18 protein-coding genes and 1 riboswitch are annotated in these 23,707 nt (G+C 65.0%); of the genes, 14 read left to right on the forward strand and 4 right to left on the reverse strand.

All coding sequences use genetic code 11. The features are described 5' to 3' along the window. Positions 1-30: 30 nt before the first annotated feature. From DBR44_RS01590 to DBR44_RS01600, 3 genes are all read right to left on the reverse strand, one after another. Positions 31-714: a DUF1028 domain-containing protein gene (locus tag DBR44_RS01590; protein ID WP_124641404.1), complete on the reverse strand. Its 684-nt coding sequence runs from the start codon at positions 712-714 to the stop codon at positions 31-33. Continuing rightward, positions 711-1,133, reverse strand: a complete 423-nt coding sequence (locus tag DBR44_RS01595) for a RidA family protein (RefSeq protein WP_103525597.1) — start codon at positions 1,131-1,133, stop codon at positions 711-713. Before DBR44_RS01595 ends, DBR44_RS01590 begins: the two co-directional genes overlap by 4 nt. Before the next feature lie 72 nt (positions 1,134-1,205). Next, complete coding sequence (locus DBR44_RS01600; protein WP_233578282.1) at positions 1,206-2,477, reverse strand: NAD(P)/FAD-dependent oxidoreductase; 1,272 nt, start codon at positions 2,475-2,477, stop codon at positions 1,206-1,208. 441 nt (positions 2,478-2,918) lie between these two features. On the opposite strand from DBR44_RS01600, the gene DBR44_RS01605 reads away from it, so the two are divergent. From DBR44_RS01605 to DBR44_RS01615, 3 genes are all read left to right on the forward strand, one after another. Then, positions 2,919-3,422: a molybdopterin-dependent oxidoreductase gene (locus DBR44_RS01605; protein WP_124641408.1), complete on the forward strand. Its 504-nt coding sequence runs from the start codon at positions 2,919-2,921 to the stop codon at positions 3,420-3,422. 19 nt (positions 3,423-3,441) lie between these two features. Continuing rightward, on the forward strand, positions 3,442-6,081 hold the full coding sequence (locus DBR44_RS19445) for a response regulator (RefSeq protein WP_158613536.1): 2,640 nt from the start codon (positions 3,442-3,444) through the stop codon (positions 6,079-6,081). Between the two features lie 323 nt (positions 6,082-6,404). Continuing rightward, complete coding sequence (locus DBR44_RS01615; protein ID WP_124641410.1) at positions 6,405-7,145, forward strand: hypothetical protein; 741 nt, start codon at positions 6,405-6,407, stop codon at positions 7,143-7,145. A 21-nt stretch (positions 7,146-7,166) separates the two neighbouring features. On the opposite strand, the gene DBR44_RS01620 is transcribed toward DBR44_RS01615, so the two are convergent. Then, positions 7,167-8,630: a cobyric acid synthase gene (locus DBR44_RS01620; protein ID WP_124641412.1), complete on the reverse strand. Its 1,464-nt coding sequence runs from the start codon at positions 8,628-8,630 to the stop codon at positions 7,167-7,169. 113 nt (positions 8,631-8,743) lie between these two features. Between DBR44_RS01620 and cbiB the strand changes: the two genes are divergently transcribed. From cbiB to DBR44_RS01675, 11 genes are all read left to right on the forward strand, one after another. After that, complete coding sequence (gene cbiB / locus DBR44_RS01625) at positions 8,744-9,685, forward strand: adenosylcobinamide-phosphate synthase CbiB (RefSeq protein ID WP_124641414.1); 942 nt, start codon at positions 8,744-8,746, stop codon at positions 9,683-9,685. After that, entirely contained in the window at positions 9,678-10,664 is a 987-nt protein-coding gene (cobD, locus tag DBR44_RS01630) for a threonine-phosphate decarboxylase CobD (RefSeq protein WP_124641416.1), read from the forward strand. Before cbiB ends, cobD begins: the two co-directional genes overlap by 8 nt. Before the next feature lie 42 nt (positions 10,665-10,706). Beyond that, a riboswitch (cobalamin riboswitch) is annotated at positions 10,707-10,887 on the forward strand. A gap of 161 nt (positions 10,888-11,048) precedes the next feature. After that, positions 11,049-11,378: a ferredoxin gene (locus DBR44_RS01635; RefSeq protein WP_124641418.1), complete on the forward strand. Its 330-nt coding sequence runs from the start codon at positions 11,049-11,051 to the stop codon at positions 11,376-11,378. After that, positions 11,375-15,490 (forward strand): cobaltochelatase subunit CobN, encoded by a 4,116-nt coding sequence (locus DBR44_RS01640; protein WP_124641420.1) that lies wholly within the window; start codon positions 11,375-11,377, stop codon positions 15,488-15,490. The genes DBR44_RS01635 and DBR44_RS01640 overlap by 4 nt, the downstream gene beginning before the upstream one ends. Beyond that, on the forward strand, positions 15,487-17,424 hold the full coding sequence (locus DBR44_RS01645; RefSeq protein ID WP_124641422.1) for a putative cobaltochelatase: 1,938 nt from the start codon (positions 15,487-15,489) through the stop codon (positions 17,422-17,424). Before DBR44_RS01640 ends, DBR44_RS01645 begins: the two co-directional genes overlap by 4 nt. Before the next feature lie 31 nt (positions 17,425-17,455). Then, a complete protein-coding gene (locus DBR44_RS01650; RefSeq protein ID WP_124641424.1) occupies positions 17,456-18,178 on the forward strand; it encodes a cobalt-precorrin-7 (C(5))-methyltransferase in 723 nt (240 codons plus the stop codon). Further along, on the forward strand, positions 18,175-19,743 hold the full coding sequence (locus DBR44_RS01655) for a precorrin-8X methylmutase (protein ID WP_124641426.1): 1,569 nt from the start codon (positions 18,175-18,177) through the stop codon (positions 19,741-19,743). The genes DBR44_RS01650 and DBR44_RS01655 overlap by 4 nt, the downstream gene beginning before the upstream one ends. Continuing rightward, on the forward strand, positions 19,743-20,897 hold the full coding sequence (gene cbiD / locus DBR44_RS01660) for a cobalt-precorrin-5B (C(1))-methyltransferase CbiD (protein ID WP_124641428.1): 1,155 nt from the start codon (positions 19,743-19,745) through the stop codon (positions 20,895-20,897). Before DBR44_RS01655 ends, cbiD begins: the two co-directional genes overlap by 1 nt. Next, positions 20,890-21,621 (forward strand): precorrin-2 C(20)-methyltransferase, encoded by a 732-nt coding sequence (gene cobI, locus DBR44_RS01665; protein ID WP_124641430.1) that lies wholly within the window; start codon positions 20,890-20,892, stop codon positions 21,619-21,621. Before cbiD ends, cobI begins: the two co-directional genes overlap by 8 nt. Continuing rightward, on the forward strand, positions 21,618-22,457 hold the full coding sequence (gene cobM / locus DBR44_RS01670; RefSeq protein WP_124641432.1) for a precorrin-4 C(11)-methyltransferase: 840 nt from the start codon (positions 21,618-21,620) through the stop codon (positions 22,455-22,457). The genes cobI and cobM overlap by 4 nt, the downstream gene beginning before the upstream one ends. Next, positions 22,454-23,212 (forward strand): cobalamin biosynthesis protein, encoded by a 759-nt coding sequence (locus tag DBR44_RS01675; protein WP_124641434.1) that lies wholly within the window; start codon positions 22,454-22,456, stop codon positions 23,210-23,212. The genes cobM and DBR44_RS01675 overlap by 4 nt, the downstream gene beginning before the upstream one ends. The last annotated feature ends 495 nt before the right edge of the window (positions 23,213-23,707 follow it).

A 23,707-nucleotide genomic window follows, 5' to 3' on the forward strand; every position in this document is an offset into this window, starting at 1 on the left:
CGAACCAGCGCGCCTGCGCGCGAGCACGACTCAGCGTGGTGCCGCCACGCCGGGTACGGCGAAGCCCGGTGCCTGCTGCGGGTTTTCCGCCCGCGTAATGTAGTCCTGCATCTGCGGACGATAGCGCTGCCACAATTGCGCCAGTTCGGCGACGGGCTCCTGCTCGCTCCAGTCAATGCGCAGGTCGATCACCGGCCATGCCTGGCTTGCCACCAGCTTGAGCCCGGCAGCATGGATGGGGCCGGCTTCCCCACCGGCGGCCACAGCCGCCTGCATGGCAGCCAGCAGGCGATCGGCCAGATGGCCAGAGCTGGCGGCAAAAGCGGCCACCATTTGCTGCGGCACCGATGCACTGTGCAGGATGTTGCCACCGGCTACGCAATGCGGGCCACTGGCGGTGGCGTAGACCCCCAGGGCATGCTCGCCGCTGAAGGTGACCGCCTCGCCACTGGCGGGCAGCGCCAGCAGCTGCCGCCATTGCAGATGGGGATCTGCCTGCGCCAGCTGCTGCAGTAGCGCATCGCCGCGCAGCCCGTTGGCCATGGCTTGCAGTGCCAGCGGCCCCAGCAGCGGATTGGTCACGTTCTGGCTCATCACTGCTCCCACTCCGGCCTGCAGGTAACAGCAACGGCTGGCGACGGCAATGCTGGACGAGGCCACCGCCACCCCCAGCATGCCGGTTTGCGGGCAGCGCGCCGCAATGGAGAAAGTCATGGCTGATAGCCCTCGGGGATGACGGCGGTGATGTCGATTTCCACCAGCCATTCCGGCCGCGCCAGCGCCGAAATCACCAGTCCGGTGGACACCGGATACACCCCCTTCAGCCACTTGCCCACGACCTGGTACACCGTTTCGCGATAGCGGGTGTCCACCAGATAGATGACGATCTTGCACACATGATCCAGACAGCTGCCGGACTCTTCCAGCAGCATTTTCACATTGGCCATGGCTTTTTCGGTCTGTACTGCGACATCGCCGATGCCAACCGATTCGCGCGTGTCCAGATCCTGGCCGATCTGCCCGCGCAGGAAAACGATATTGCCGGCCACCACCGCCTGACACAGATCATTGTCGAGCTTTTGTTCCGGATAGGTTTCTTTGGTATTGAACGGACGAATGCGCTTGTGAACCATATTTCACCTCATTGCAGTGGATGACGGGCTGGCGAAACAGCCCGGATGTGTCTGATTGGCCCGGCTGTTGTTTCAGGCCGGTGCGGTGGCAGGGTGAGCGGCCGCCACGTGATAAGCCTGATATTTGCGCTGGGTGGAGATATGGTCGGCAATGAACTTGGCATCGTGCCACACGCCCCAGATAAAGCTGGAACCACGGCGCGACAACCAGGGCAGGCCAAGAAAGTACACGCCCGGCTCGGCGGAAATGCCGCGCTGATGCAAGGGCTTGCCCTTGTCATCGAAGGTATCGACCTGCAGCCAGCTGTAATCCACGGCAAAACCAGTGGCCCAGATAATGGTGCTGATACCGGCCTCGGCCAAATCTAGCTCAAGGACCGGATGACTGACACAGGCCGGCGCAGGCCCGATCAGCCGCGCTTGCGGCTCGGGCGGCAGGTCCAGCCCGTTGCGTTCGATATAGGCATCGGCCGCATCCAGCAGCGCCAGATAGTTGGCATCGCCGGCAGCGATGTTGGCCGCCAGATCAGGCTGGAAGCGCATCACCCCCTGCAGGTAGTCACGGGTCATCCCCAGCAAGGTGATGCCTTGCTCAGCCAGCCGGCGGAAGTCCACCGTATGCCCGCCACGCGCGCCACTGACGGCGATGGTGACATGCTCGCGGCCCGGCTGGACTTTCTGCGCATCCCACTCGCCCAACACCCCCAGCCACCAGCAAAAGTCGCGCTGGCGATAGCTGCGTGGCGGACGATCATGCGGGCCAACCGACAGATAAACCTTCTTGCCGGCGCGTTGCAGTTCGTCAGCAATCTGCACGCCGGAAGAACCCGAGCCCACCACCAGTACCGCACCTGCTGGCAGCTGCTGTGGATTGCGATAGGCAGCTGAATGCAGCTGGGTGATGCCAGGCTGCTCGGGCAGGATGGCCGGGATGAGTGGTCGCTGGAAAGGGCCGGTAGCCGCTACCACGCGCTGTGCTTCGATCAGGCCGGCGCTGGTTTCCACGGTGAAGCCGGGACGGCCGCTATTGCGCGTCACCCGCGTCACTTCCACCCCGGTACGGATGGGTGCCTTGAAATGGCGGGCATAGGCTTCCAGGTAATCCGCCACCTGCTCTTTTGCCGCAAAGGCATCTGCTGCGACATCAGCAAAATCCAGGCCGGGAAAGCGGTCGTGCCAGGCCGGGCCATTGCACACCAGCGAATCCCAGCGCTCGGAACGCCAGCGTTCGGCGATGCGCTGGCGTTCCAGCACCAGATGTGGTACGTCCAGCTTGCTCAGGTGTTCGCTCAGGGCAATGCCGGCCTGGCCGGCACCGATGACCAGCGTATCTGTCTTTTCCATCACCATCGTCGTCTCCTCCCCTGTGTATGCCCCGCCCGCCGGCACGACAAGGCCAGCGCGGGGATGCCGGGCGGCATGGGTGGCATGCCGGCCTGACCACTGCAGTCTAGGGAAGCGTCTTGGATACGGAAAATATATATATTGTCTTTATTGCATCACTATTTTCTATGCAAATATTGCTGTGCCAAGAGCCGGCCAAGGCCGACACCTGACCGATCGCCCACTACCCGGCACAGCAGAAAGCGCAAGACAAAACGCAGAAAGTAGCGGATAAAAAAATGGCCGCGACATCAGGCCAGCAGGCAATCTGCCGGGACTGGTCAGCATGACGGAATCATCAAAGATGGCTTTTTTGTTGTCCGCTTGTAGAATGCAGCACGGCAAACCCAAGCACCGCACGTATTTTTCATTGAACGCCGTTTACACATCAAGGAAATCACCATGGCAAAAACCGGCCACATTTTTCTGTTTTCTTGCCTGCTGGCGCTGCAGTCGGCCACCGCACTGGCATTGGAAAAGCCTGCCGGTCACCCCATCGTGACCATTTCCGGGCAGATTACCGAAAAGAACAGCGGTGCCAATGCCGTGTTTGACAGCGCCATGCTGGACAGGCTGCCGCAAGTAAAAATGACCGTGCCGACACCGTGGTACAAGGAAGAACAAACCTTTGAAGGGCCGCTGTTCCGTGACGTGCTGAAAGCGACCGGCAGCAAGGGCAGCAAGCTGTATGTGGTTGCCCTGAACGACTACGCCGCAGAAATACCGCTGGCCGATCTGGAAAAATACGATGTGATCCTGGCCCGCAAGATCAATGGCAAAACGCTGACGGTGCGCGACAAGGGGCCATTGTTCATCATGTACCCGTTTGACAAGAAGCCGGAGCTGCGCAACAAGGAAAGCTATTCGCGCTGCGTATGGCAGGTCAACCGCATCCGCGTTGAATAAATCACCACCGGGATAGCCAGTGTCACTGTTCTCACGTCAATACCGCGTCAACAACCAGGTGTGGCTGCTGGGCATCCTGATGCTGGCGGCACTCTTGGTGGTCGGCATGCTCTACCAGCGCCAGCAGGCCGAGATGAAACGCTTTGCCGAGCAAGGCCAGGACAATGTGGTGTGGGTGTATTCCCAGCTGGGGATAGACTACTTCCGCACCGTGGGCGCCGCCAAGGTAGCCCAGGCCACCGGCCAGACTGCGGATCTGGACGAGCTGCAACTGCGCTACAACATCCTGGTATCGCGTATCAATCTGCTGAAGGAATACCGCTATGCGGCGCTGTTTACCAACAATCAGTGGTATCGCCAGCAGATCAGCAGCCTGAACAATGTGGTCGTGCGCACCGACCGCAAGCTTGCCGCCAGTGACGGCTATTTCGACCGGGCACAGGCCACCGCCCTCATCGGCGAGCTGGACAGCGTGGTGGAGAATGTGCGCGAGCTGACGGTGGGAGCCAACAGCCAGCTGACCGATGCGGCCAATGTCAGCAACCAGAGCCTGCAAAACATCAATACCACGGTAGCCATCACCGCCGCCTTGCTGATGCTGCTGGCAGCACTGATCGCCGCACTGGCCTACCGCAACCTGTCGCACAGCGAAAGACGGCGGGAAGAGGCCGAAGCACTCAGCCGCAAGCTGGACCGGGCGCTGGAACAGGCCGAAGCGGCCAATGTGGCCAAAGGGGCATTTCTGGCCAATATGAGCCACGAAATCCGCACCCCGATGAACGGCATCATCGGCATGACCGAACTGACGCTGGACACCGACCTGGCCCCCAGCCAGCGCGAGTACCTGGAAATCGTCAAATCCTCGGCCGATGCGCTGCTCATCATCATCAACGACATCCTGGACTTCTCCAAGATAGACGCCGGCAAGCTGGTGCTGGAATCACTGCCCTTCTCGCTGCGCAGCCTGATCAGCCAGACCATCTACCCCTTTACCCTCAAGGCCGAAGAGCGCGGACTGGAAGTGGTCTGCCAGATCGACCCGAGCTTGCCCGACCGCCTCATCAGCGACCCCTCGCGCCTGCGCCAGGTGCTGAACAATCTGCTGGGCAATGCGGTGAAATTCACCCAGCAGGGCGAGATCGTCCTCAGCGTCAGCGGCAAGCGCCAGTCGGCCGACAGCTATCTGCTGACTTTTTCCGTGCGCGACACCGGCATCGGCATTGCCCCGGCCAAACAGAAAATCATTTTCGATGCCTTTGCCCAGGCTGACAACAGCACCACCCGGCGCTATGGCGGCACCGGCCTTGGCCTGTCCATCACCCAGAAACTGGTGACCCTGCTGGGTGGCGACATCCGGGTAAACAGCGAGCCTGCGCAGGGTTCGGAGTTTGTTTTCTGCATCCCGCTCAAGCTCAGCGCGGAGCAGACAGCCCCCAGCCAACCCGCCGAGCTGGCCGGCCTGCCGGTACTGGTCTGCGATGACAACCCCACCAACCGCAGCTGGCTGGCCGCCCTGCTCGGCAACTGGGGCATGCAGGCCACGCTGGCCGCCGATGGCTTCGAGGCGCTGGCCCTGCTGCAACAGCAGTCCTTTGCGCTGATCCTGCTGGATGGCCACATGCCGGGCATGTCCGGCTTTGATGTCGCCGGTCAGTTGCAGCAACAAGGCTGCCAGGCCGACATCATCATGCTTACTTCCTCCGGCGAGCGCGGCGATGGCCGCCGCTGCAAGGACCTGAACATCGGCGGCTATCTGACCAAGCCGGTTTCGCAGGAAGAGCTGCTCGCCGTCATCCGCCAGCGGCTTGGCCTCACGGCTGAGAATGGCACAACGGGCCTGGTCACCCGCCACACGGTCAGAGAACAACACCAGCAGCTGAATGTGCTGCTGGTGGAAGACAACGAGGTGAACCAGAAGCTGGCACTGGCCATCCTGTCCCGGCGCGGCTGCATGGTCAGCATCGCCAACCATGGCCAGGAAGCACTGGACATGCTGGCGCAGCAGCCATTCGACCTGGTGTTGATGGACATGCAGATGCCGGTGATGGACGGCCTGGAAGCCTGCCACCATATCCGCCGCAATGAAGCCCTGGCACAACAGCCGCGCCTGCCCATCATCGCCATGACCGCCAATGCCATGAAGGGCGACCGCGAGCGCTGTCTGGAGGCCGGCATGGACGGCTATGTCAGCAAGCCCATCGATGCCCAGCGCGTGTTCGAGGAAATCGAACGGGTACTGGCCGGCGAGCACGACATGGCCACACCACCCTCCCCGCCAGCGCTGCCAGCCGGCACGGACAAGCTGCCGCTGCTGAATTACCAGGCCACGCTGGACAACTGCGATGGCGATAGCGCCTTCCTGCAGACCCTGCTGCACAGCTTTGTCACCGACTCCAGCAAGCGCATGGCCGGCTTGCAGCAGGCCATCGCCCAGTCACGGCTGGATGAGGTGGCCCGGCTGGCCCATGCGCTGCAAGGCGCGGCCTTGTCCATCGGTGCCAAACCCTTTGCCCTGCAATGCCAGCAGCTGGAAACGGCGGCGCGGCAACAACAAGGCGCCGCGCTGGCCACCCAGCTGCAAGAGCTGGAGCAGGGCCACCAGGCACTGCTGGCGGAAATCCGCCCTCATCTGGCTGCCACCGATACCTCAGATCGCTAAGGTGACTGCCCGCCGTGTGCTCGGCTGGTCAGCCAGCCCCGGGCAGCAGGCGGACGACGGGTAAATTTTCGTAAGAAGCAGTCAAAGCCGCTGGCGTTATTAGCCAGTCGCGGTAAAGTCGCGCTGCGCATTCCAGACCACTGGAATGCGCAGCGCCTGTTAACACGATGTTTTCTGCGGCGCGGATGTTGAGCAGCGCACTGCCTTGTCAAACCGCGCTGGCAGGGAATGCCCTGCGGCGCGCGGTTTTCTGCGCATTGCATCCCCTCAACATCCGCCGCCGTGAAAAAAATAGCGTTAACAGGCCCTAACCAAGGCAAGCCATGAACAAGACTGTCATTTCACTCCTGCTGGGCACGCTGCTCAGCGCCTGCGCCAGCCACGCCCCGGCCTTGCCGGATGGTCCGGCCGGACCCATCCGCAAGGAAAGCGGGCAAGCCGATTGTCCGGATTGCAGCAAAATCGTGACTTACCGTGCCGAACGCAGCTTTGGCGCAGAACAGCGCGCCGGTGATGCCCGCTTCAAGGGCACGCTCAGCGCCAGGGCCAGCTTGCTGGCCAGCAATCACCATGCCAGCGGCGACTATGCCTACCGCCTGCTGCTGGACATCAATGCCAGCGGCAACTACCTGGCGGTCACCCCGCAAGCGGCACGCAATCAGCCCGTGGCCCAGGTGCAGCAGCAGGATGCCGAACAACTGCATGTGTGGTGGCAGGACAGCGCCGGGCGACGGCGCATGCTGCTGCCAAGCGCTGACTCGCGCAGCCAGCCGCTACAGGATTTCCAGTGCAGGCCAACACCGGGCGACGGCTACTGCAGCTGGAAGCAGTATGTCGAGCTGCCGACTGCCGCCGTGCAGGAGGCGATATGGCTGCAAGCCCCGCTGCGGCTGTTTGTTGGCAGCATGCACAGCAACACGCTGTATGGCATGCGCAGTTACAACAACAAGTCGTCGGCGTCGGTGGTGACCCAGTACAAGGGTGCCAGCGTGGAGCTGCCGGCACAGCATGTGCTGGGTTTCAGCCAGGCCATGCACACACTGGAGATTGAAATAAGACAGTAAGCCAGCCGAGGCCGCCCGCGCTCAGGGCAGCCAGCGGGCCAGCGGCGTCAGGTCCAGATGCTGTTCCAGCATGTCGGCCAGCCGTTCGATATGCGCTTCGCGGATGGCGGGATAATCCAGCGGCTGCGGCGCAGCCAGCCTGGCCCATGCCAGCAAGGCGGTGAGTGCGGCCGGCTGGTCGAACAGGCCGTGCAGATAGCTGGCCAGAATCTGACCGTCGGCGCTGATGGCCCCGTCGCAGCGGCCAGCGTCCAGCAGCACTGCCGGCTGCGCCAGCGCCGGGCCACTGCTGACCCCCATGTGGATTTCATAGCCGCTCACCGCGGCGCCGCCCACTGCCAGCTGGCCGCTCACCCGCGTCAGTTGCTTGTTCTCGGCCAGCGAGGTGTCCATGTCCAGCCAGCCCAGGCCGGCACTGCTGCCCGCCTCACCCTCCAGCCCCAGCGGGTCGTGCAACTCTTTGCCCAGCATCTGCAAACCGCCACAGATGCCGATCAGCTTGCCGCCGTAGCGCAGGTGGCGGGCGATGTCCGCCTCCCAGCCGGCAGCGCGCAAGCTGGCCAGATCAGCCCGCACGCTCTTGCTGCCGGGCAGGATGATCAGGTCGGCCGGCGGCAGCGGCTGGCCCGGCTTGACCAGCAACAGCTCCACCTGCGGGTGCAGGCGCAGCGGGTCGAAATCGGTATGGTTGCTGATGCGCGGCAGCACCGGCACCACCACCCGCAGCGTCTGCTGCGGCGTAGCGCCGGCTTGTGGCCGGTTCAGCGCCAGGCTGTCTTCCGCCTCGATATGCAGGCCGTTCAGATAAGGCAGCACGCCCAGCACCGGCTTGCCGGTACGCTGCTCCACCCATTCCACGCCAGATTGCAACAAGGCAGGATCGCCACGGAAGCGGTTGATCACCAGCCCCACCACCCGTGCGCGCTCGCTGTCGGACAGCAATTCCAGCGTCCCCACCAGATGGGCAAACACACCGCCACGCTCGATGTCCGCCACCAGCACCACCGGGCAGTCCACCGCCTCGGCAAAGCCCATATTGGCGATATCGCCCTCGCGCAGATTGATTTCCGCCGGGCTGCCCGCGCCTTCCACCACGATGCACTGGTATTGGCTGGCCAGACGGGCGTGCGATTGCAATACCGCCTGCATCGCCACCGGCTTGTAAGCGTGATAGGACAGCGCGTCCATATTGCCCGCCGCATGGCCCTGGATGATGAGCTGGGAGCCGGTGTTGCTATTGGGCTTGAGCAGCACCGGGTTCATGTCGGTATGCGGCTCCACCCCGCAGGCCAGTGCCTGTACCGCTTGCGAGCGGCCGATCTCGCCGCCGTCCACCGTCACCGCACTGTTCAGTGCCATGTTCTGCGGCTTGAACGGGGCCACGCGCAAGCCGCGCCGCGCCAGCAGACGGCAAAAGCCGGTGGCGAAAGTGCTCTTGCCGGCATCCGAGGTGGTGCCCTGAATCATGATGGTTTTGGCGGACATGCAGTTCTCCGGCGCGCAATTTTTCGGGAAGACCCCTAGAATGTCGCTTTTTCAACGGTAGGGCAGCGCGGCAAGCGGCCGCCCCGAAGCCGGCGATTATATAGGCGCGTGACGTGATTTCAGCTGTTTTTCTGTTATTGGCCGTAGTGCTGGACCGCTTGCTGGGCGAGCCACGGCGCTGGCATCCGCTGGTGGGCTATGGCTATCTGGTGCGCAGGGTGGAACAGGCGCTGTACCCGGCACAGCCACTAGCCGAACCGGTGTGGCGCATGCGCTTGCGCGGCGTGCTGGGCATCAGCCTGCTGCTACTGCCACTGACTGCCCTGGCTTGCTGGCTGTCACGTTTACCGTGGCTGGGCCAGCTGGCATCGGTAGTGCTGCTTTATCTGGCCATTGGCGCGCAAAGCCTGCGTGAACATGCCCAGGCGGTGCTGGATGCGCTGCGCGCCGGCGACCTGCCGCTGGCCCGTTACAAGGTGTCGATGATAGTCAGCCGCAATACCAGCGCGCTGGACGAAACCGCCGTGGCACGCGCCACCATCGAATCGGTACTGGAAAACGGCAGCGATGCCATCTTTGCCGCCGTGTTCTGGTTTTTGCTGCTGGGCGCGCCCGGCGTGGTGCTGTACCGCGCCGCCAATACCCTGGACGCCATGTGGGGCTATCGCAATGAGCGCTTCCTGCATTTTGGCTGGGCAGCCGCCCGTTTTGACGATGTGCTGAACCTGATCCCGGCCCGCCTCACCGCGCTCACTTACATCCTGCTGGGCCATACCCGTCAGGGCTGGCAATGCTGGCGCGCCCAGGCCCCCACCTGGTACAGCCCCAATGCTGGCCCGGTGATGGCCGCCGGTGCCGGTGCACTGGGCGTGCTGCTGGGCGGTGCCGCCAGCTATCACGGCAAGCTGAAGCAGCGCCCCACGCTGGGCCTGCAACGCCCGCCCTTAGCCGAAGACATCGCCCGCGCCATCGCCCTGGTACAACGCAGCCTGTGGCTGTGGGTGGCCGTGGCGCTGCTGGGCGGCGGCCTCATCTGGAGCTTCACACATGCTTGAACACGGAGGCGGCATCCTGCGTGCCGCGCAGCAATACGGCATTCCCGCGCAAGACTGGCTGGACCTGTCCACCGGCTTGAACCCACAAGGCTGGCCAGTGCCGGCGGCCAGCCCGCGCAGCTGGCAGCGGCTGCCCGAAGAGGATGACGGGCTGGAACAAGCGGCGGCGGATTACTACGGCAGCCCGCTGCTACTGCCGGTAGCCGGCTCGCAGCCGGCCATCCAGCTATTGCCCACCCTGCGTCCAGCGTGCCGGGTGGGCATGCTGCCCTTGTGTTATGCCGAACACCCCTGGCACTGGGAGCAAAACGGCCACCAGCTGAGCCGCCATGCTCCGGAGGACATCGATGCCGCCATCGACCAGCTGGACGTACTGCTGCTGTGCCACCCCAACAACCCCACCGGCACCACCTTTTCCCGTGCACAACTGCAGGACTGGCGCGCCCGGCTGGCCTGTCGTGGTGGCTGGCTGATCATCGACGAAGCCTTCATGGATGCCACGCCAGAACACAGCCTGCTGGCTGATGTGGGCCTGCCGGGGCTGATCGTGCTGCGCTCCATCGGCAAGTTTTTCGGCCTGGCCGGGGCGCGGGTGGGTTTTGTGTTTGCCTGGCCGGCGCTGTTGCAGCAACTGGCCGAGGCCATCGGCCCGTGGAGCATCAACGGCCCGGCGCGTGAAGTCGTCAAACAAGCCTTGCAGGACAGCGCTTGGCAACACCACATGCGTGCGCAGCTGGCTACCGACAGCGCCCGCCTGCAGCAATTGCTGCAGATGCACGGACTAAACCCGGCAGGCGGCAGTGTGTTGTTTCAGTGGCTGCAGGGCGCGCACTGCCCGGCGCTGTTCGATTTCCTGGCCCGGCGCGGCATTCTGCTGCGCCAGTTTGCCGATGGCCCCAGTCTGCGCCTGGGCCTGCCACCAGACGAGGCCGGCTGGCAACAGCTGGAAACCGCACTGGCGCAATGGGAAAAGCCTTGAAAATCAGTCGGCAGAATTCCCATTTACCCGGTTGTCACGTATCATGCGCGCTTCAATGACGGTGCCCCGCCAGGGGTGAAACGGGAATGCGGTGAGACACCGCAGCTGCCCCCGCAACTGTAAGCGACGAGTCCGCATCACGATGCCACCGGGGCCAACCGGGAAGGCGATGCCGGGTAAAGAAGCGCGAGCCAGGAGACCGGCCGTCATCCGTGTCGACGCAGGCTGAATCCGGGCGGGGTGTACCGGGGGAATGCACCGTGCCGCCCATCGCCGGCGCGCCGTGCCCTCGCCTGCGGCGACCTATCGTCACCAGAGGGCCGCCATGAATTCATCCAGCCAGCCGTTAGCGGCACGCCACGCCACCCTGCCGGAATGCCGCCGATGAGACAGCACTATCGCCATGTGCTGATGTGCACCGGCCCGCGCTGCACCGAAAACGGCCAGCAGGCCGAAGCCATGTTCAAACAGCTGGGCCAGGCCATCGACGCCTGCGACGGCCTCAAGGTGAAACGCACCCGCAGTCATTGCTTCGCCGTATGCAAGGAAGGCCCCATCATGGTGGTCTACCCGGAAGGCGTGTGGTATCGCAAGGTGGATGCCAACGCGGTGCAGCGCATTGTCAGCGAGCATCTGCAGGGCGACGTGCCAGTGGAAGCCCTGATTTTCCATCGCCTGGGTTTGGGCGATGTCAGCAGTGAAAGCACGCCATGACGCAGCACAACCAGGGCGGCATCGTGCTGCTCAGCCACGCCGGCACCGACCTCACCGCCCTGAGCCGTGCCCCGCTGCCGCCAGACTTCGACAGCGTCGCCAGCTTCGCCCTGCAACACATTACCGACGCCAGCCAGATGCAGGCCCTGCTGGACGGCAGGCTTGCCAGCGCCCGCATCCTGCTGCTGCGGGTGCTGGGCCGGGTACAGGCCATCCCCGCTTTCGAAGCGCTGCACCAGCAGGCGCTGGCACGCAAGCAGGCGCTGATCATCCTCAGCGGCACCGGCGAGCCGGACCCGGAGCTGGCCGCGCTGTGCACCGTGCCGCCATCCATCCAGCAAGAGGCCAATGCCTATCTGCAAGCCGGAGGCAGCAGCAATATGGCGCAATTGCTGCGCTACCTGTCCGACCGTCTGCTGATGACCGGCCACGGCTACCTGCCTGCGGCCGCCCTGCCGGAACACGGCCTGTATCACCCGGAACTGTCCGACGCTTGCAGCATGGATGACTGGCTGGATGATTGGTGTGAAATTCGCCAACCCGGCTGGCCCACGGTAGCCATCAGCTTCTACCGCGCCCACTGGCTGAGCGGCAACACCCGCTTCATCGACATGCTGGTGGACATGCTGGCCGAGCGCCAGATCAACGCGCTGCCGCTGTTTACCTCCTCGCTGCGCAGCCAGGACGAAGCCGGCATGCCGGCAGCGCTGCAATTGCTGCGCGACACCCGCGCCGGCCAGCCCTGCGTGCTCATCAACACGACGTCCTTTGCCATGGGCGAAGTAAATGCCGAAGGTGCCACCAGCGCCAGCTGGGCAGTAGAGGCCTTCGAGCAGCTGGATATCCCGGTGCTGCAGGCCATCACCAGCAGCATGACGCAGGCGCAGTGGGAGCAATCCGAGCGTGGGCTGAACCCGCTGGACACCGCCATGAATGTGGCGCTGCCGGAGTTCGATGGCCGCATCATCGGCGTGCCGGTGTCGTTCAAGCCGGAAGACCCGGCCAGCAGCGACTACCAGCCACTGCCGGATCGCATGCGCCGCCTGGCCGGCATTGCCGCCCGGCTGGCACGGCTGAAGCACACCCCGGCTGCCACCAAACGGGTGGCCTTCATCTTTACCAATTCCAACAGCAAGGCCTCGCAAGTGGGCAATGCGGTGGGGCTGGACTCCGCCGCCTCGCTGTATGCGCTGCTGCAAGCCATGCAGGCCAATGGCTACCAGATCGGCCCGCTGCCAGACAGCAGCGACGCGCTGATGCACCAGTTGATCGACCGTGGCTGCTACGACACCGACTACCTCAGCGCCGAGCAGTTGCGCCAGGCCATTGCCCGCGTACCGCTGGCGCGTTATCAGCAATGGTTTGCTGAACTGCCCGCCCCGCTGCAACAGCGCATGCTGGAACGCTGGGGCGCCGCGCCGGGCACCGCCTATGTCGATGGCGACCAGCTGGTATTTTCCGGCATGGAGCTGGGCAATGCCTTTGTCGCGCTGCAGCCGCCGCGCGGCTATGGCATGGACCCGGACGCCATCTACCACACGCCGGACCTGCCGCCCACCCATCACTATTACGCGCTGTACTGCTGGCTGCGTGACGAATGGCAGGCCGACGCCATTGTGCACGTGGGCAAGCACGGCACGCTGGAATGGCTGCCGGGCAAGGGCGTGGGCGTGTCGCAACACTGCTTCCCCGATGCCCTGCTGGGCGACATGCCCATGTTCTACCCCTTCATCCTGAACGATCCGGGTGAAGGCTCGCAGGCCAAGCGCCGCGCCCATTCGGTGATCATCGACCACCTGACGCCGCCGATGACCACCGCCGACACCTACGGCCCGCTGGCCCAGCTCACCCAGCTGGTGGACGAGTACTATCAGGTGGAAATGCTGGACCCGAGCAAGCTGCCGCTGTTGCAGCAGCAGATCTGGGACCTGATCAAGGAGGCGCGGCTGGACAGCGATCTGGCCGCCATGCTGGGGCATGACCATCAGCATGATGAACACGAACACGGTCATGGCCATCACCAACATGCGGCGCATGATCACCATCATCATGCCCACCCGCCCAAGGCCGCCCAGCCGGGCTACCGCCTGAGCCAGCCCGCCAAGGCTGCCAGCGCCAGCACGGTCAAGGCAGGCAGCATGCAGTTCCGCCCGGCGGCCAAGAGCACCGGCCACAGCCATGGCGCGCATGATCATCACCATCATGGCCACAGCCACGACCATGATGAGCACGGCCACGACCATGCCCACGAGTGGGATGCCACGCTGAATGCCGACGGCGTACCGCTGACACTGGCCAAGATGGAGGGCGTGGACGTGGCCCACCTCATCGAAGACATCGACGGCTATCTGTGCGAACTGGGTGCGGCGCAAATCCGCGACGGACTGCACATCCTTGGCCGCATGCCGCAGGGCGAGGCGCTGGTGGACATGCTGTGCGCCCTCACCCGCCTGCCCAATCTGGCGGTGCCCAGCCTGCCGGCCAGCGTGGCCGCCACACTGGGTGTGGACTGGGACGGACTGCAGGAAGACAAGGGCCGCCGGCTGGAAAACCTGCCGGTCCCGCTGGAGATGAGCAGCCCACAGCTGCTGCACACCCGCAGCGATGCCATCGACCATATCAATCAACTGGCGCGCCTGCTGGTTGCCCTGCTGCTGGCCCCGGATGCAGCTTCGATTCCCGCCGCCATCGCCACCGTGCTGCCGCAGGCCGGCAACAGCACCGCGCTGCAACAGGTGCTGGGCTTTATCCGTGACGAATTGCTGCCCAACCTGGCGCGCACCCACGAGGAAATCGGCAACCTGCTGCGCGGTCTGGCCGGTGGCTATGTGCCAGCCGGCCCCAGCGGTGCGCCCACCCGTGGCATGGCGCACATCCTGCCTACCGGGCGCAATTTCTACTCGGTCGATCCGCGCGGCCTGCCTTCGCAAGCAGCCTGGCGCGTGGGCAGCGAGCTGGCCAATGAAATGCTGGCACGCCACCGCAAGGAAACCGGCCAGTATCCGGAATCGGTCAGCATCAGCGTATGGGGCACCAGCGCCATGCGCACCCATGGCGACGACATTGCGGAAATCCTCGCCCTGTTGGGCGTGCGTCCACGCTGGCAGGCCGAAAGCCGCCGCGTGGCCGGTATCGAGGTGATTCCGCTCGCCGAACTGGGCCGCCCACGCATCGACGTCACGGTGCGCATCAGCGGCTTCTTCCGCGATGCCTTCCCGCAGCTGATTGCGCTGGTAGACGATGCCGTCCACGCCGTGGCCGCACTGGACGAAGACCCGGCGGACAATTACCTGCGCAAACACTATCTCGACGACATCCGCCAGGGCCTGCTGCAAGCCCTGCCGGACAAGCAAGCCGAACCGGCGCTGCTGCGCGTGTTCGGGGCCAAGCCCGGCAGCTATGGCGCGGGCATCCTGCCGCTGATCAACGAGCAGAACTGGCAGAGCGATGCCGACTTCGCCACCGCCTACATCAACTGGGGCGGTTATGCCTATGGCCGCAACGTACAGGGGGCCGATGCCCGTGCCGCACTGCGCCACCGCCTGTCCGGCGTGGAAGTGGCCCTGCACAACCAGGACAACCGCGAACACGATATCTTCGACAGCGACGACTACCTGCAATACCACGGCGGCATGATCGCCACCATCCGCAGCCTCACCGGCCGCCAGCCACGCGCCTTCTTTGGCGACAGCCACAACCCGGACCAGCCACAGGTGCGCGGGCTGAAGGAAGAAGTGCTGCGGGTGTTCCGCTCCCGCGTGGCCAACCCCAAGTGGATTGCCAGCATCCAGCAGCACGGCTACAAGGGCGGGCTGGAGCTGACCGCCACCGTGGACTACCTGTTCGGCTACGATGCCACCGCCCACGTGGTGGACGACTGGGTGTACGAAGAACTGGCCGCCCGCTATGCGCTGGACCCGGCCATGCAGCAGTTCTTTGCCGACAGCAACCCGTGGGCGCTCAATGCCATCAGCGAACGCCTGCTGGAAGCGGCCCAACGCCAGCTATGGCAAGCACCCAAGCCGGAAACCCTGGCCGCGCTGCAACAACTGCACCTGAACACCGAAGCCATGCTGGAAGCACGTGGCGAACATCCGCAGGGCCGCCCATGAAACAGATCTACCCCTTTGCCGCCATCGTCGGCCAGCCACAACTGAAACAGGCGCTGCTGCTGTGCGCGGTGGACCCGACGCTGGGCGGCGTGCTGATCCGTGGCGACAAGGGCAGTGCCAAGAGCACCGCCGCGCGCGGGCTGGCGGCCATTTTGCCGCCCATCCGCCGTGTACCCGGCTGCGCCTTCAACTGCGACCCGGCCTCGCCATTGGCCGAATGCAGCTGCTGTCAGGGCGAACATGCGGCGGCGGAAGATGCCGCCGTCCCCTTCGTCAACCTGCCGCTGGGGGCCAGTGAAGACCGCGTGCTGGGCAGCCTGGACTTTGAACAGGCGCTCAAGCAGGGCCGCCAGGCCTTCAAGCCCGGCCTGCTGGCCAGCGCCCATCGCGGCCTGCTCTACATCGACGAAGTCAACCTGCTGGCCGACCATCTGGTGGATGTGCTGCTGGACGTGGCCGCCATGGGCGTCAACACCGTGCAGCGCGAGGGCCTGTCCATCAGCCACCCGGCGCGCATCACCCTGCTCGGCACCATGAATCAGGAAGAAGGCGAGCTGCGCCCGCAACTGCTGGACCGCTTCGGCCTGATGGTGGACGTGGCCGCCCCGCGCGATGCGGCCATCCGCAGCGAGGTAGTGCGCCGCCGCCTGGCCTTCGAGGCCGACCCGCAAGCCTTCTCCGCCCGCTGGCAGGCCGAAGGCCAAGCCTTGCAGACGCAGATCGGCCAGGCTCAGTCCATGCTGGGCGCGGTGACGGTGAGCGATCAGCTGTTCGACTTCATCAGCCAGCTGTGCTGCGAATTCGAAGTCGCCAGCCTGCGCGCCGACATCGTGCTGCACAAGGCGGCACGGGCGCTGGCCGCACTGGATGGCCGGACACAAGTCAGCGCCGAAGACATCCGCACTGCCGCCATGCTGGTGCTGCCACACCGCCGCCGCCGCAAGCCTTTCGAGCAAAGCGGGCTGGATCAGGACAAGCTGGACGAGCTGACCCAGCAGGCCCAGAATCCGCCGCCGCCCGCCGCCGACACCTCGCCCGCAGACAGCGGACAGCAGTCGGAACAGCCGGCCGACACGCCGGATGACGACAATCAGGGCGAAACAAGCCCGGACAGCGGCAGCGAACAGGTGTTCGCCAGCGCCGCCGCCAGCGATATCGGCACCATTCGCCTGGCCAGCCGCAGCACGGACAGCCAGGCCAGCGGCCGCCGCAGCAGCGTGCTCAATGCCCAGCGCGGCCATAGCGTGCGCGCCATTCCGAACACCCAGCCGCAGGCACTGGCGCTGGATGCCACCCTGCGCCACGCGCTGCAACGCAATCCGGCGGAATTTGCCGTCACCCGCGCCGACCTGCACGACAAGGTGAGAACCGCAAAACAGGGCAATCTGATCGTGCTGGTGGTGGATGCCTCCGGCTCCATGGCCGCACAACAGCGCATGGAAAAGGTCAAGGGCACGGTACTGAGCCTGCTGCAGGATGCCTACCAACGCCGCGATCAGGTGGCGGTCATCGCCTTCCGTGGCCGCAGTGCCGAGCTGGTGCTGCCACCCACCCGCCAGGTGGAACAAGCCGAACAAGCCCTGCACGCCCTGCCCACCGGTGGCCGCACGCCCCTGCCGCATGCGCTGCAGCTGGCTGGCGACCTGCTGGCACGCCAGGGCGCGCAAGGCCTGATGCCGCTATTGGTACTGCTGAGCGATGGCCGTGCCAATGTGGCGCTGAGCGAAGAAGCCGACCCCTGGCAGCAAAGCCTGCAACTGGCCGGCGAACTGGCGGCAGCGGCCATTCCGGCGCTGGTGCTGGATACCGAACAGGACTACGTGAAACTGGGCCGCGCCCGCCAGCTGGCCGAAGCGCTACAGGCGGAATACCTGCCCTGCGAGCAGCTGTCCAGCGAACAACTGACCATCACGATTCAGGCGCGACTGGGCTGACGCCGCCGTCTGATCGCATAAAGGAAACCACATGATTATCTGCATCGGTGCCGGTCCCGGCGATATTGGCTACCTGCCACGCCGCTCGGCCGACCTCATTGCCCATGCCGACGTCGTCGCCGGCTTCAACGCCGTCATCGACGTGGTGCGCCCGCTGATTCCGGACAGCGCCCAGGTCATCCAGATGGGCTACCGCGACCAGGTGGCCCAACTGGACGAGGTAGCCAAGCTGCACCACGCCGGCAAGAACTGCGTGGTGGTGTTCATGGGCGACATCCACTTCAGCGGCTTCCAGTATCTGGAACGGGTGGAGCGCGCCTGCGGCCACCCGGTGGAAACCATGCCCGGCCTGTCCTCGGCCCAGGTACTGGCCTCGCGCGCCAAGGTGTGTTTTGACGAAACCACCTTCATCACCTTCCACCGCCGTGGCGACCTGAGCCCGTTCAAGCGCCATCTGGTGCATGTGCTGCAAGACCAGCGCAATGCCATCGTGATTCCCTGTCCCTGGGACGAAGCCCGCTCCTTCATGCCCTGGCATATCGCCGCCTATCTGCTGGAAAACGGCATCCCGGCCGACCAGCAGGTGGAAGTGTGGGAAAACCTCACCCGGGGCGAGGCCGAATGGCACGGCACGCTGGCCGAATGCGCGGAACACCGCTGCTCGGACATGAGCATCATGCTGATCCGCACCAAAGCGCCGATGGACAGCCAGATCGAACCCAGCCATCTGCCTACGCCGGAGCAGTCTGCATGAGCACGCAGGATTACAGCATCGTGCTGGCCGGGCATGGCAGCCGCGATCCGGCTGGCATTGCCGAATTCATGGCGCTGGTGGACATCATGCGCCAGCGTGCACCGCAGCGCCGCATCTACCACGGCTTTCTGGAATTCGCCACGCCCACCATCGATCAGGCGGTGGCTGCGGCCATTGCCGATGGTGCCAACACCGTGGTGATGACCCCTGGCGTGCTGCTGGCCGCCACCCATGCCAAGAACGACATGCCCAGCGAACTGCTGGCCTTGCAGCAGGAACACCCGGACACCGCCTTCCATTTTGGCGCGGCGATGGACCTGCACCCGCGCCTGCTGGAACTGTGCCGCCTGCGCATCATCGAGGCCGAAGCGCGCTCGCCGCACACCGTGGCGCGCGGCGACAGCTGCCTGGTAGTGGTGGGCCGTGGCACTACCGACCCGGACGCCAACTCGGAAATCGCCAAGCTCACCCGCATGCTGGAAGAAGGCATGGGCTTTGGCAGCTCCTTTGTCTGCTATTCCGGCACCGCCCGCCCGCTGGTGGCCGATGGCCTGAAAGCAGCCAGCCTGCTGGGTTACCAGCGCATCGTGGTGCTGCCCTATTTCCTGTTTGATGGCGTGCTGGTCAAGCGCATTTACGGCGCAGTGGACGATCTGGCCGCACGTTGTCCGGATATCGAAGTGCTGGCCACACCCTATCTGGGCGTACACGAGCATGTGGCCGAGGTGTTTCTGGAGCGAGCGCAGGAAGGCGTGGAAGGCCGCGCCAGCATGAACTGCTCGCTGTGCAAATACCGGGTGCAGATCATCGGCTTCGAGCAACAAGTAGGTACGCCGCAGCAAGGCCACCACGGCAAGGTGCGCGGCCTGTTGGCCCAGCCGGCGGTAGCACAGGCTGCGCCCAGCTGGCCGCCCTATGTGCCGCACCCCATCGAGGCGGAGAGCATGCGCATCATCCGCGAGGGGCGCGACTGGTCGGTCTTCCCGGCCGAACAGCACACCGCGCTGCACCGGCTGGTACACACCACCGGCGACTTCAGCAGCGTGGACGAGCTGGTGTTTTCGCCCGGCGCGGCGGATATCGGCATGCGCGCCCTGCTGCGCTGCCGCCGCATCGTCACCGACGTCACCATGGTGGAAACCGGCCTCAAGCGCGCGGTACTGCAGCAACTGGAAGTGGAAACCTGGTGCGGCGTGCACGACAAGGAAACCTATCTCTTGGCCGAGGCCCACGGCCTCACCCGCTCTGCTGCCGGCATCCGCCGCGCCTGGGAAAAGTTTGGCAACGAGGTGATCGTGGCTATTGGCGATGCGCCCACCGCCATCATGGAACTGGTACGGCTGGTGCGCGAACACGGCTGGCGGCCCCAGCTGGTGGTGGGCCTGCCGGTGGGCTTTGTCGGCACCCGCGAATGCAAGGATGCACTGCGCGGCCTGTTGCAAGTGCCGCGCATCACCAATAGTGGCACCCGTGGCGGCTCGCCGTGGGCGGCCACCATCGTCAATGCGCTGATGATTGACGCCATCGGCCATGTGCATCAACAGCAACAGGCGGCACAAGACTGATGAGCCACGAACGGCGCGTTCCCTACGACCTGACGGTGCCGGCCCCCAACGGCCTGCGCCGGGGTCGCACCACCGGCAGCTGTGCCACCGCCGCGGTGAAGGCCGCGCTGGCCTGCCTGCTGGACGGGGTGCGCGCCAGCGAAGTGGACATCAGCCTGCCCGACCCGGACTACTACCTCACCGTACCCATCCAGGCGGTGGATCTGCTAGACCAGGACACCGCCCGCGCCGAAGTGCTGAAAGACGGCGGCGACGACCCGGACAATACCCACGGTGCCACCATCTTTGCCGAGGTGCGGCGCAATGGCAGCGGCCAGCTGCGTTTTATCGCCGCCGAAGGCGTGGGCATGGTCACCCTGCCCGGCCTGCGCATTCCGCCGGGCGAACCGGCCATCAACCCGGTACCCCGGCAGATGATGCAGTGGGCGGTGACCGAAGTGCTGGCTGGCCGTGCCGACCCCGGTTTTGACCTGGCCATCGGCTGCGTAGAGGGCGGACGCATTGCCAAGCGCACCTTCAACCCCATGCTGGGCATTATTGGCGGCATTTCCATCCTGGGTACCAGCGGCATTGTCGAGCCGATGTCGCTGGCAGCGTGGATGGCCTCCATCGAGGTGTATATCCGCGTGGCGCTGGGCGATTTGCCTGCCGCCATCGCCTTCACCCCGGGCAAGATAGGGCGCGGCTACGCCGCCGACGTACTCGGCCTGCCGAAAAAGCAGGTGGTGCAGATTGCCAACTTCGTCGGCAGCTCGCTGGAGCAGGCCGAAGCGATCTTGCAGGAACAGGGCCGGGTGCTGGACACGCTGTGGGTGCTGGGCCATCCCGGCAAGCTGGCCAAGCTGCTGGACCCCACGGTATGGGACACCCATTCCGGCAAAAGCGCCATGGCCATGGGCGATGTGGCGCAACTGGCACAGGAGCTGGGCCTGAGCGCGGCGCTGGTACAGGCCATCCGCCAGGCCAATACGGTGGAAAACATCGTGCAGATATTGCAAGGCCATCCGCAGGCACAAGCCTTCTGGATGGAGATAGAACAGCGGGTATCCACCCGCATGCACAGCCGACTGCCCAGCGCCCGCCGCGTGGCGGTGCGGCTGTTCAGCATGGACGGCACGCCGCTGGGCGAAGCCGCCGGAGACACACATGAGTGAACTGGGACATTTCATTGGCGTGGGCGTAGGCCCCGGCCAGGCCGGGCTGATACCGGTGGCTGCGCTGCAGGCATTGCAGCAGGCCGACATCATCTACCTGCCGCGTGCGCGTGGCAGCGAGCAATCGGTGGCACAGCAATGTCTGGCCGGCCTGCCCATAGCCGCCAGCAAATTCCGTGACGTGGAATTCGTCATGGACCCGGACCGCAGCCTGCTGGCCGACCACTACGCCGCGCTGGCCGCCAGCGTGGCCGCCGAACTGGAGCAAGGCCACAACGTCGCCTATCTCACCATTGGCGACAGCATGACCTACTCCACCTACGGTTACTTACTGGCCGCGCTGCGCGAACGCCTGCCCGGTCTGGTGCATACCACCTTTCCCGGCGTCACCAGCTTTGCCGCCACCGCATCGGCACTGTCCTGGCCGCTGGGCGAAGGCAAGGAGCGCATGTTGATCCTGCCCTGCCCGGACGACATGGCCGAGCTGGCAGCGGACATTGCCAGCCACGACATCGTGGTGCTGATGAAAATTGGCAAGCGCCTGCCGGATGTGCTGGCGCTGCTAGCTAGTCTGGGCATTGCCCAGCATTGCGCCTTTGCCCGCCGCATCGGCCTGTCCGATGAAATTCTCTGTCCGGATGTCAGCCAGCTGGACGCCTCGGCCAGCGGTTATCTGGCCACCATGCTGATCCGCCGCCAGGCGAGAGAGAAACGTCATTCATGAAAGTCCACTTCATTGGTGCCGGCCCCGGTGCCGCCGACCTGATCACCCTGCGCGGCGCGCGCCTGTTGGGTAGTTGCGGCATGGTGCTGTATGCCGGTTCGCTGGTGCCCACCGACATGCTGCAACACTGCAGCGCGGGGGCGGAGATTCTGGACACCGCCGAACTGTCGCTGGACCAGCAGGAAGACTGCTACCGCCGCGCCCAGGCTGCCAATATCGACGTGGCGCGGCTGCACTCCGGCGACCCCGCCATCTACGGTGCCACTGCCGAGCAGATGCGCCGGCTGGAAGCGCTGGGCATTGCCTACGAAATCGTCCCCGGCGTGTCCTCGTTTACCGCCGCTGCCGCCGCACTGGGCAGCGAACTGACCCGCCCGGCCATCTCGCAATCCATCATCCTCACCCGGGTGTCCGGCCGCGCCAGCGCGGTGCCGGAGCTGGAATCCATCGCCCGCTTTGCCGAGCACCGCGCCACCATGTGCATCTTCCTGTCCGGCCAGCGGCTGAAATACACCGTGGCCGACCTGCTGCTGCACTACCCGCCGGACACCCCGGTGGCACTGGTGCGCCGCGCCAGCTGGCCGGACCAGTCCATCCACCGCAGCACGCTGGGCAAGCTGCTGGATGAGGTGAAACAAAAGGACTGGCTGCTCACCACCCTGCTGCTGGTGGGCGCGGCGCTGTCGCGCGAAGGCGGGGTGGAATCCAGCCTGTACGCCGCCGGCTTCACCCATATCTTCCGCGATGGCAGCGACCGCAAAACCCCGCGCCCCAGCAAGCGCAAGCCGGAGCTGGCTGCAGAACCGGAACAGGACCCGGAGCAGCAAGCGTCGTGAGCCACACCGCCATCTGGACGGTGCGCGAATCGGCGCTGCCGCTGGCGCGGCAACTGGCCGCCGCACTGGACGCCACCGTCTACCAGCCCTGGCAGCGGCCAGATGACAATGCGCGCCAGCAGTTTGCCGCCGCCTTCCATCAGCACCGCCAATGGGTGTTGCTGATGGCCAGCGGCATTGCCGTGCGCTATCTGGATGGCCTGCCACAAAGCAAACTCACCGACCCCGCAGTCGTCGTGCTGGACGAAGCCGCGCGCTTTGCCATTCCGCTGCTGTCCGGCCACGAAGGCGGTGCCAATGCGCTGGCCTACCAGATTGCCCGCCTGACCGCTGCCACTCCGGCCATCACCACGGCGACGGAAGCACTCAAGCCGCTGACGCTGGGCATAGGCTGCCGCCGTGGCAAAAGCGCCGAGGCCATCGAACTGGCCGTGCTGCAAGCGCTGGCCGGACGCAGCCTGACCGAGGTACGCGAGGTGGCCACCATCGACTTGAAGGCCGATGAAGCCGGCCTGCTGGAATTCTGCGCCCGCCACGCGCTGCCCTTGCGGGTGATTGCCCGTGCCGACGTGGCTGCCCGCGGCTGGACCGGCCAGCCCTCCGCCTGGGTGCAACAAAACGTGGGCGTGGACGGCGTATGCGAGCCGTGCGCACTGATCGCCAGCCCGCGCGGGCGGCTGTTAGTGCCGAAGATGGCACGTGAGGGGGTGACGGTGGCGGTGGTGGAGGATGGGTTTGTGTCTGCATCCGAATAAATATGCCGCTAAAACAAACCCGACGCGGCCCCGGTACCGTCAGCGCGAGCCGACGCAGACGTGCCGCCCAGGGTCTTAAGCGGTCGGCTGTCCGCAGCGGCACGACGATAGCGCGCCGCAAGTTCCGGCCGCGCCCTGGGCGGTGCGGCTGGGGCGGGAATTCGACGCGCTGCGGGTCGCCTTTTCTTTGGGTCCTTGCTGTTGGCGAAGTGGCGAAGCAAAAGAAAGTACCTCGACGGCGGGGCGAGACCCGCGAAGTTGATTTTGCTGTTGGTTTTTCGTTGGAAGGTGCTGGTTAGAAATCCGCTACGCGGATGATGATTTACCTGCCGCTTCCGCGCGGCGGACGGGAAGGAGGGATTGCCTGGCCAATCCCTCCTTCACCTCCCAGGCCACCCCACAAGCATGGCCTGCGGCTGCCCGACAGGGCCCGACCGGTACGAGGCGCGCCTGAACTCGCGATTTGCTAACGTCAAATCGCTCAGACAGGGCAGG

Source organism: Aquitalea sp. FJL05 (assembly GCF_003852595.1).
Lineage (GTDB): Bacteria > Pseudomonadota > Gammaproteobacteria > Burkholderiales > Chromobacteriaceae > Aquitalea > Aquitalea aquatilis.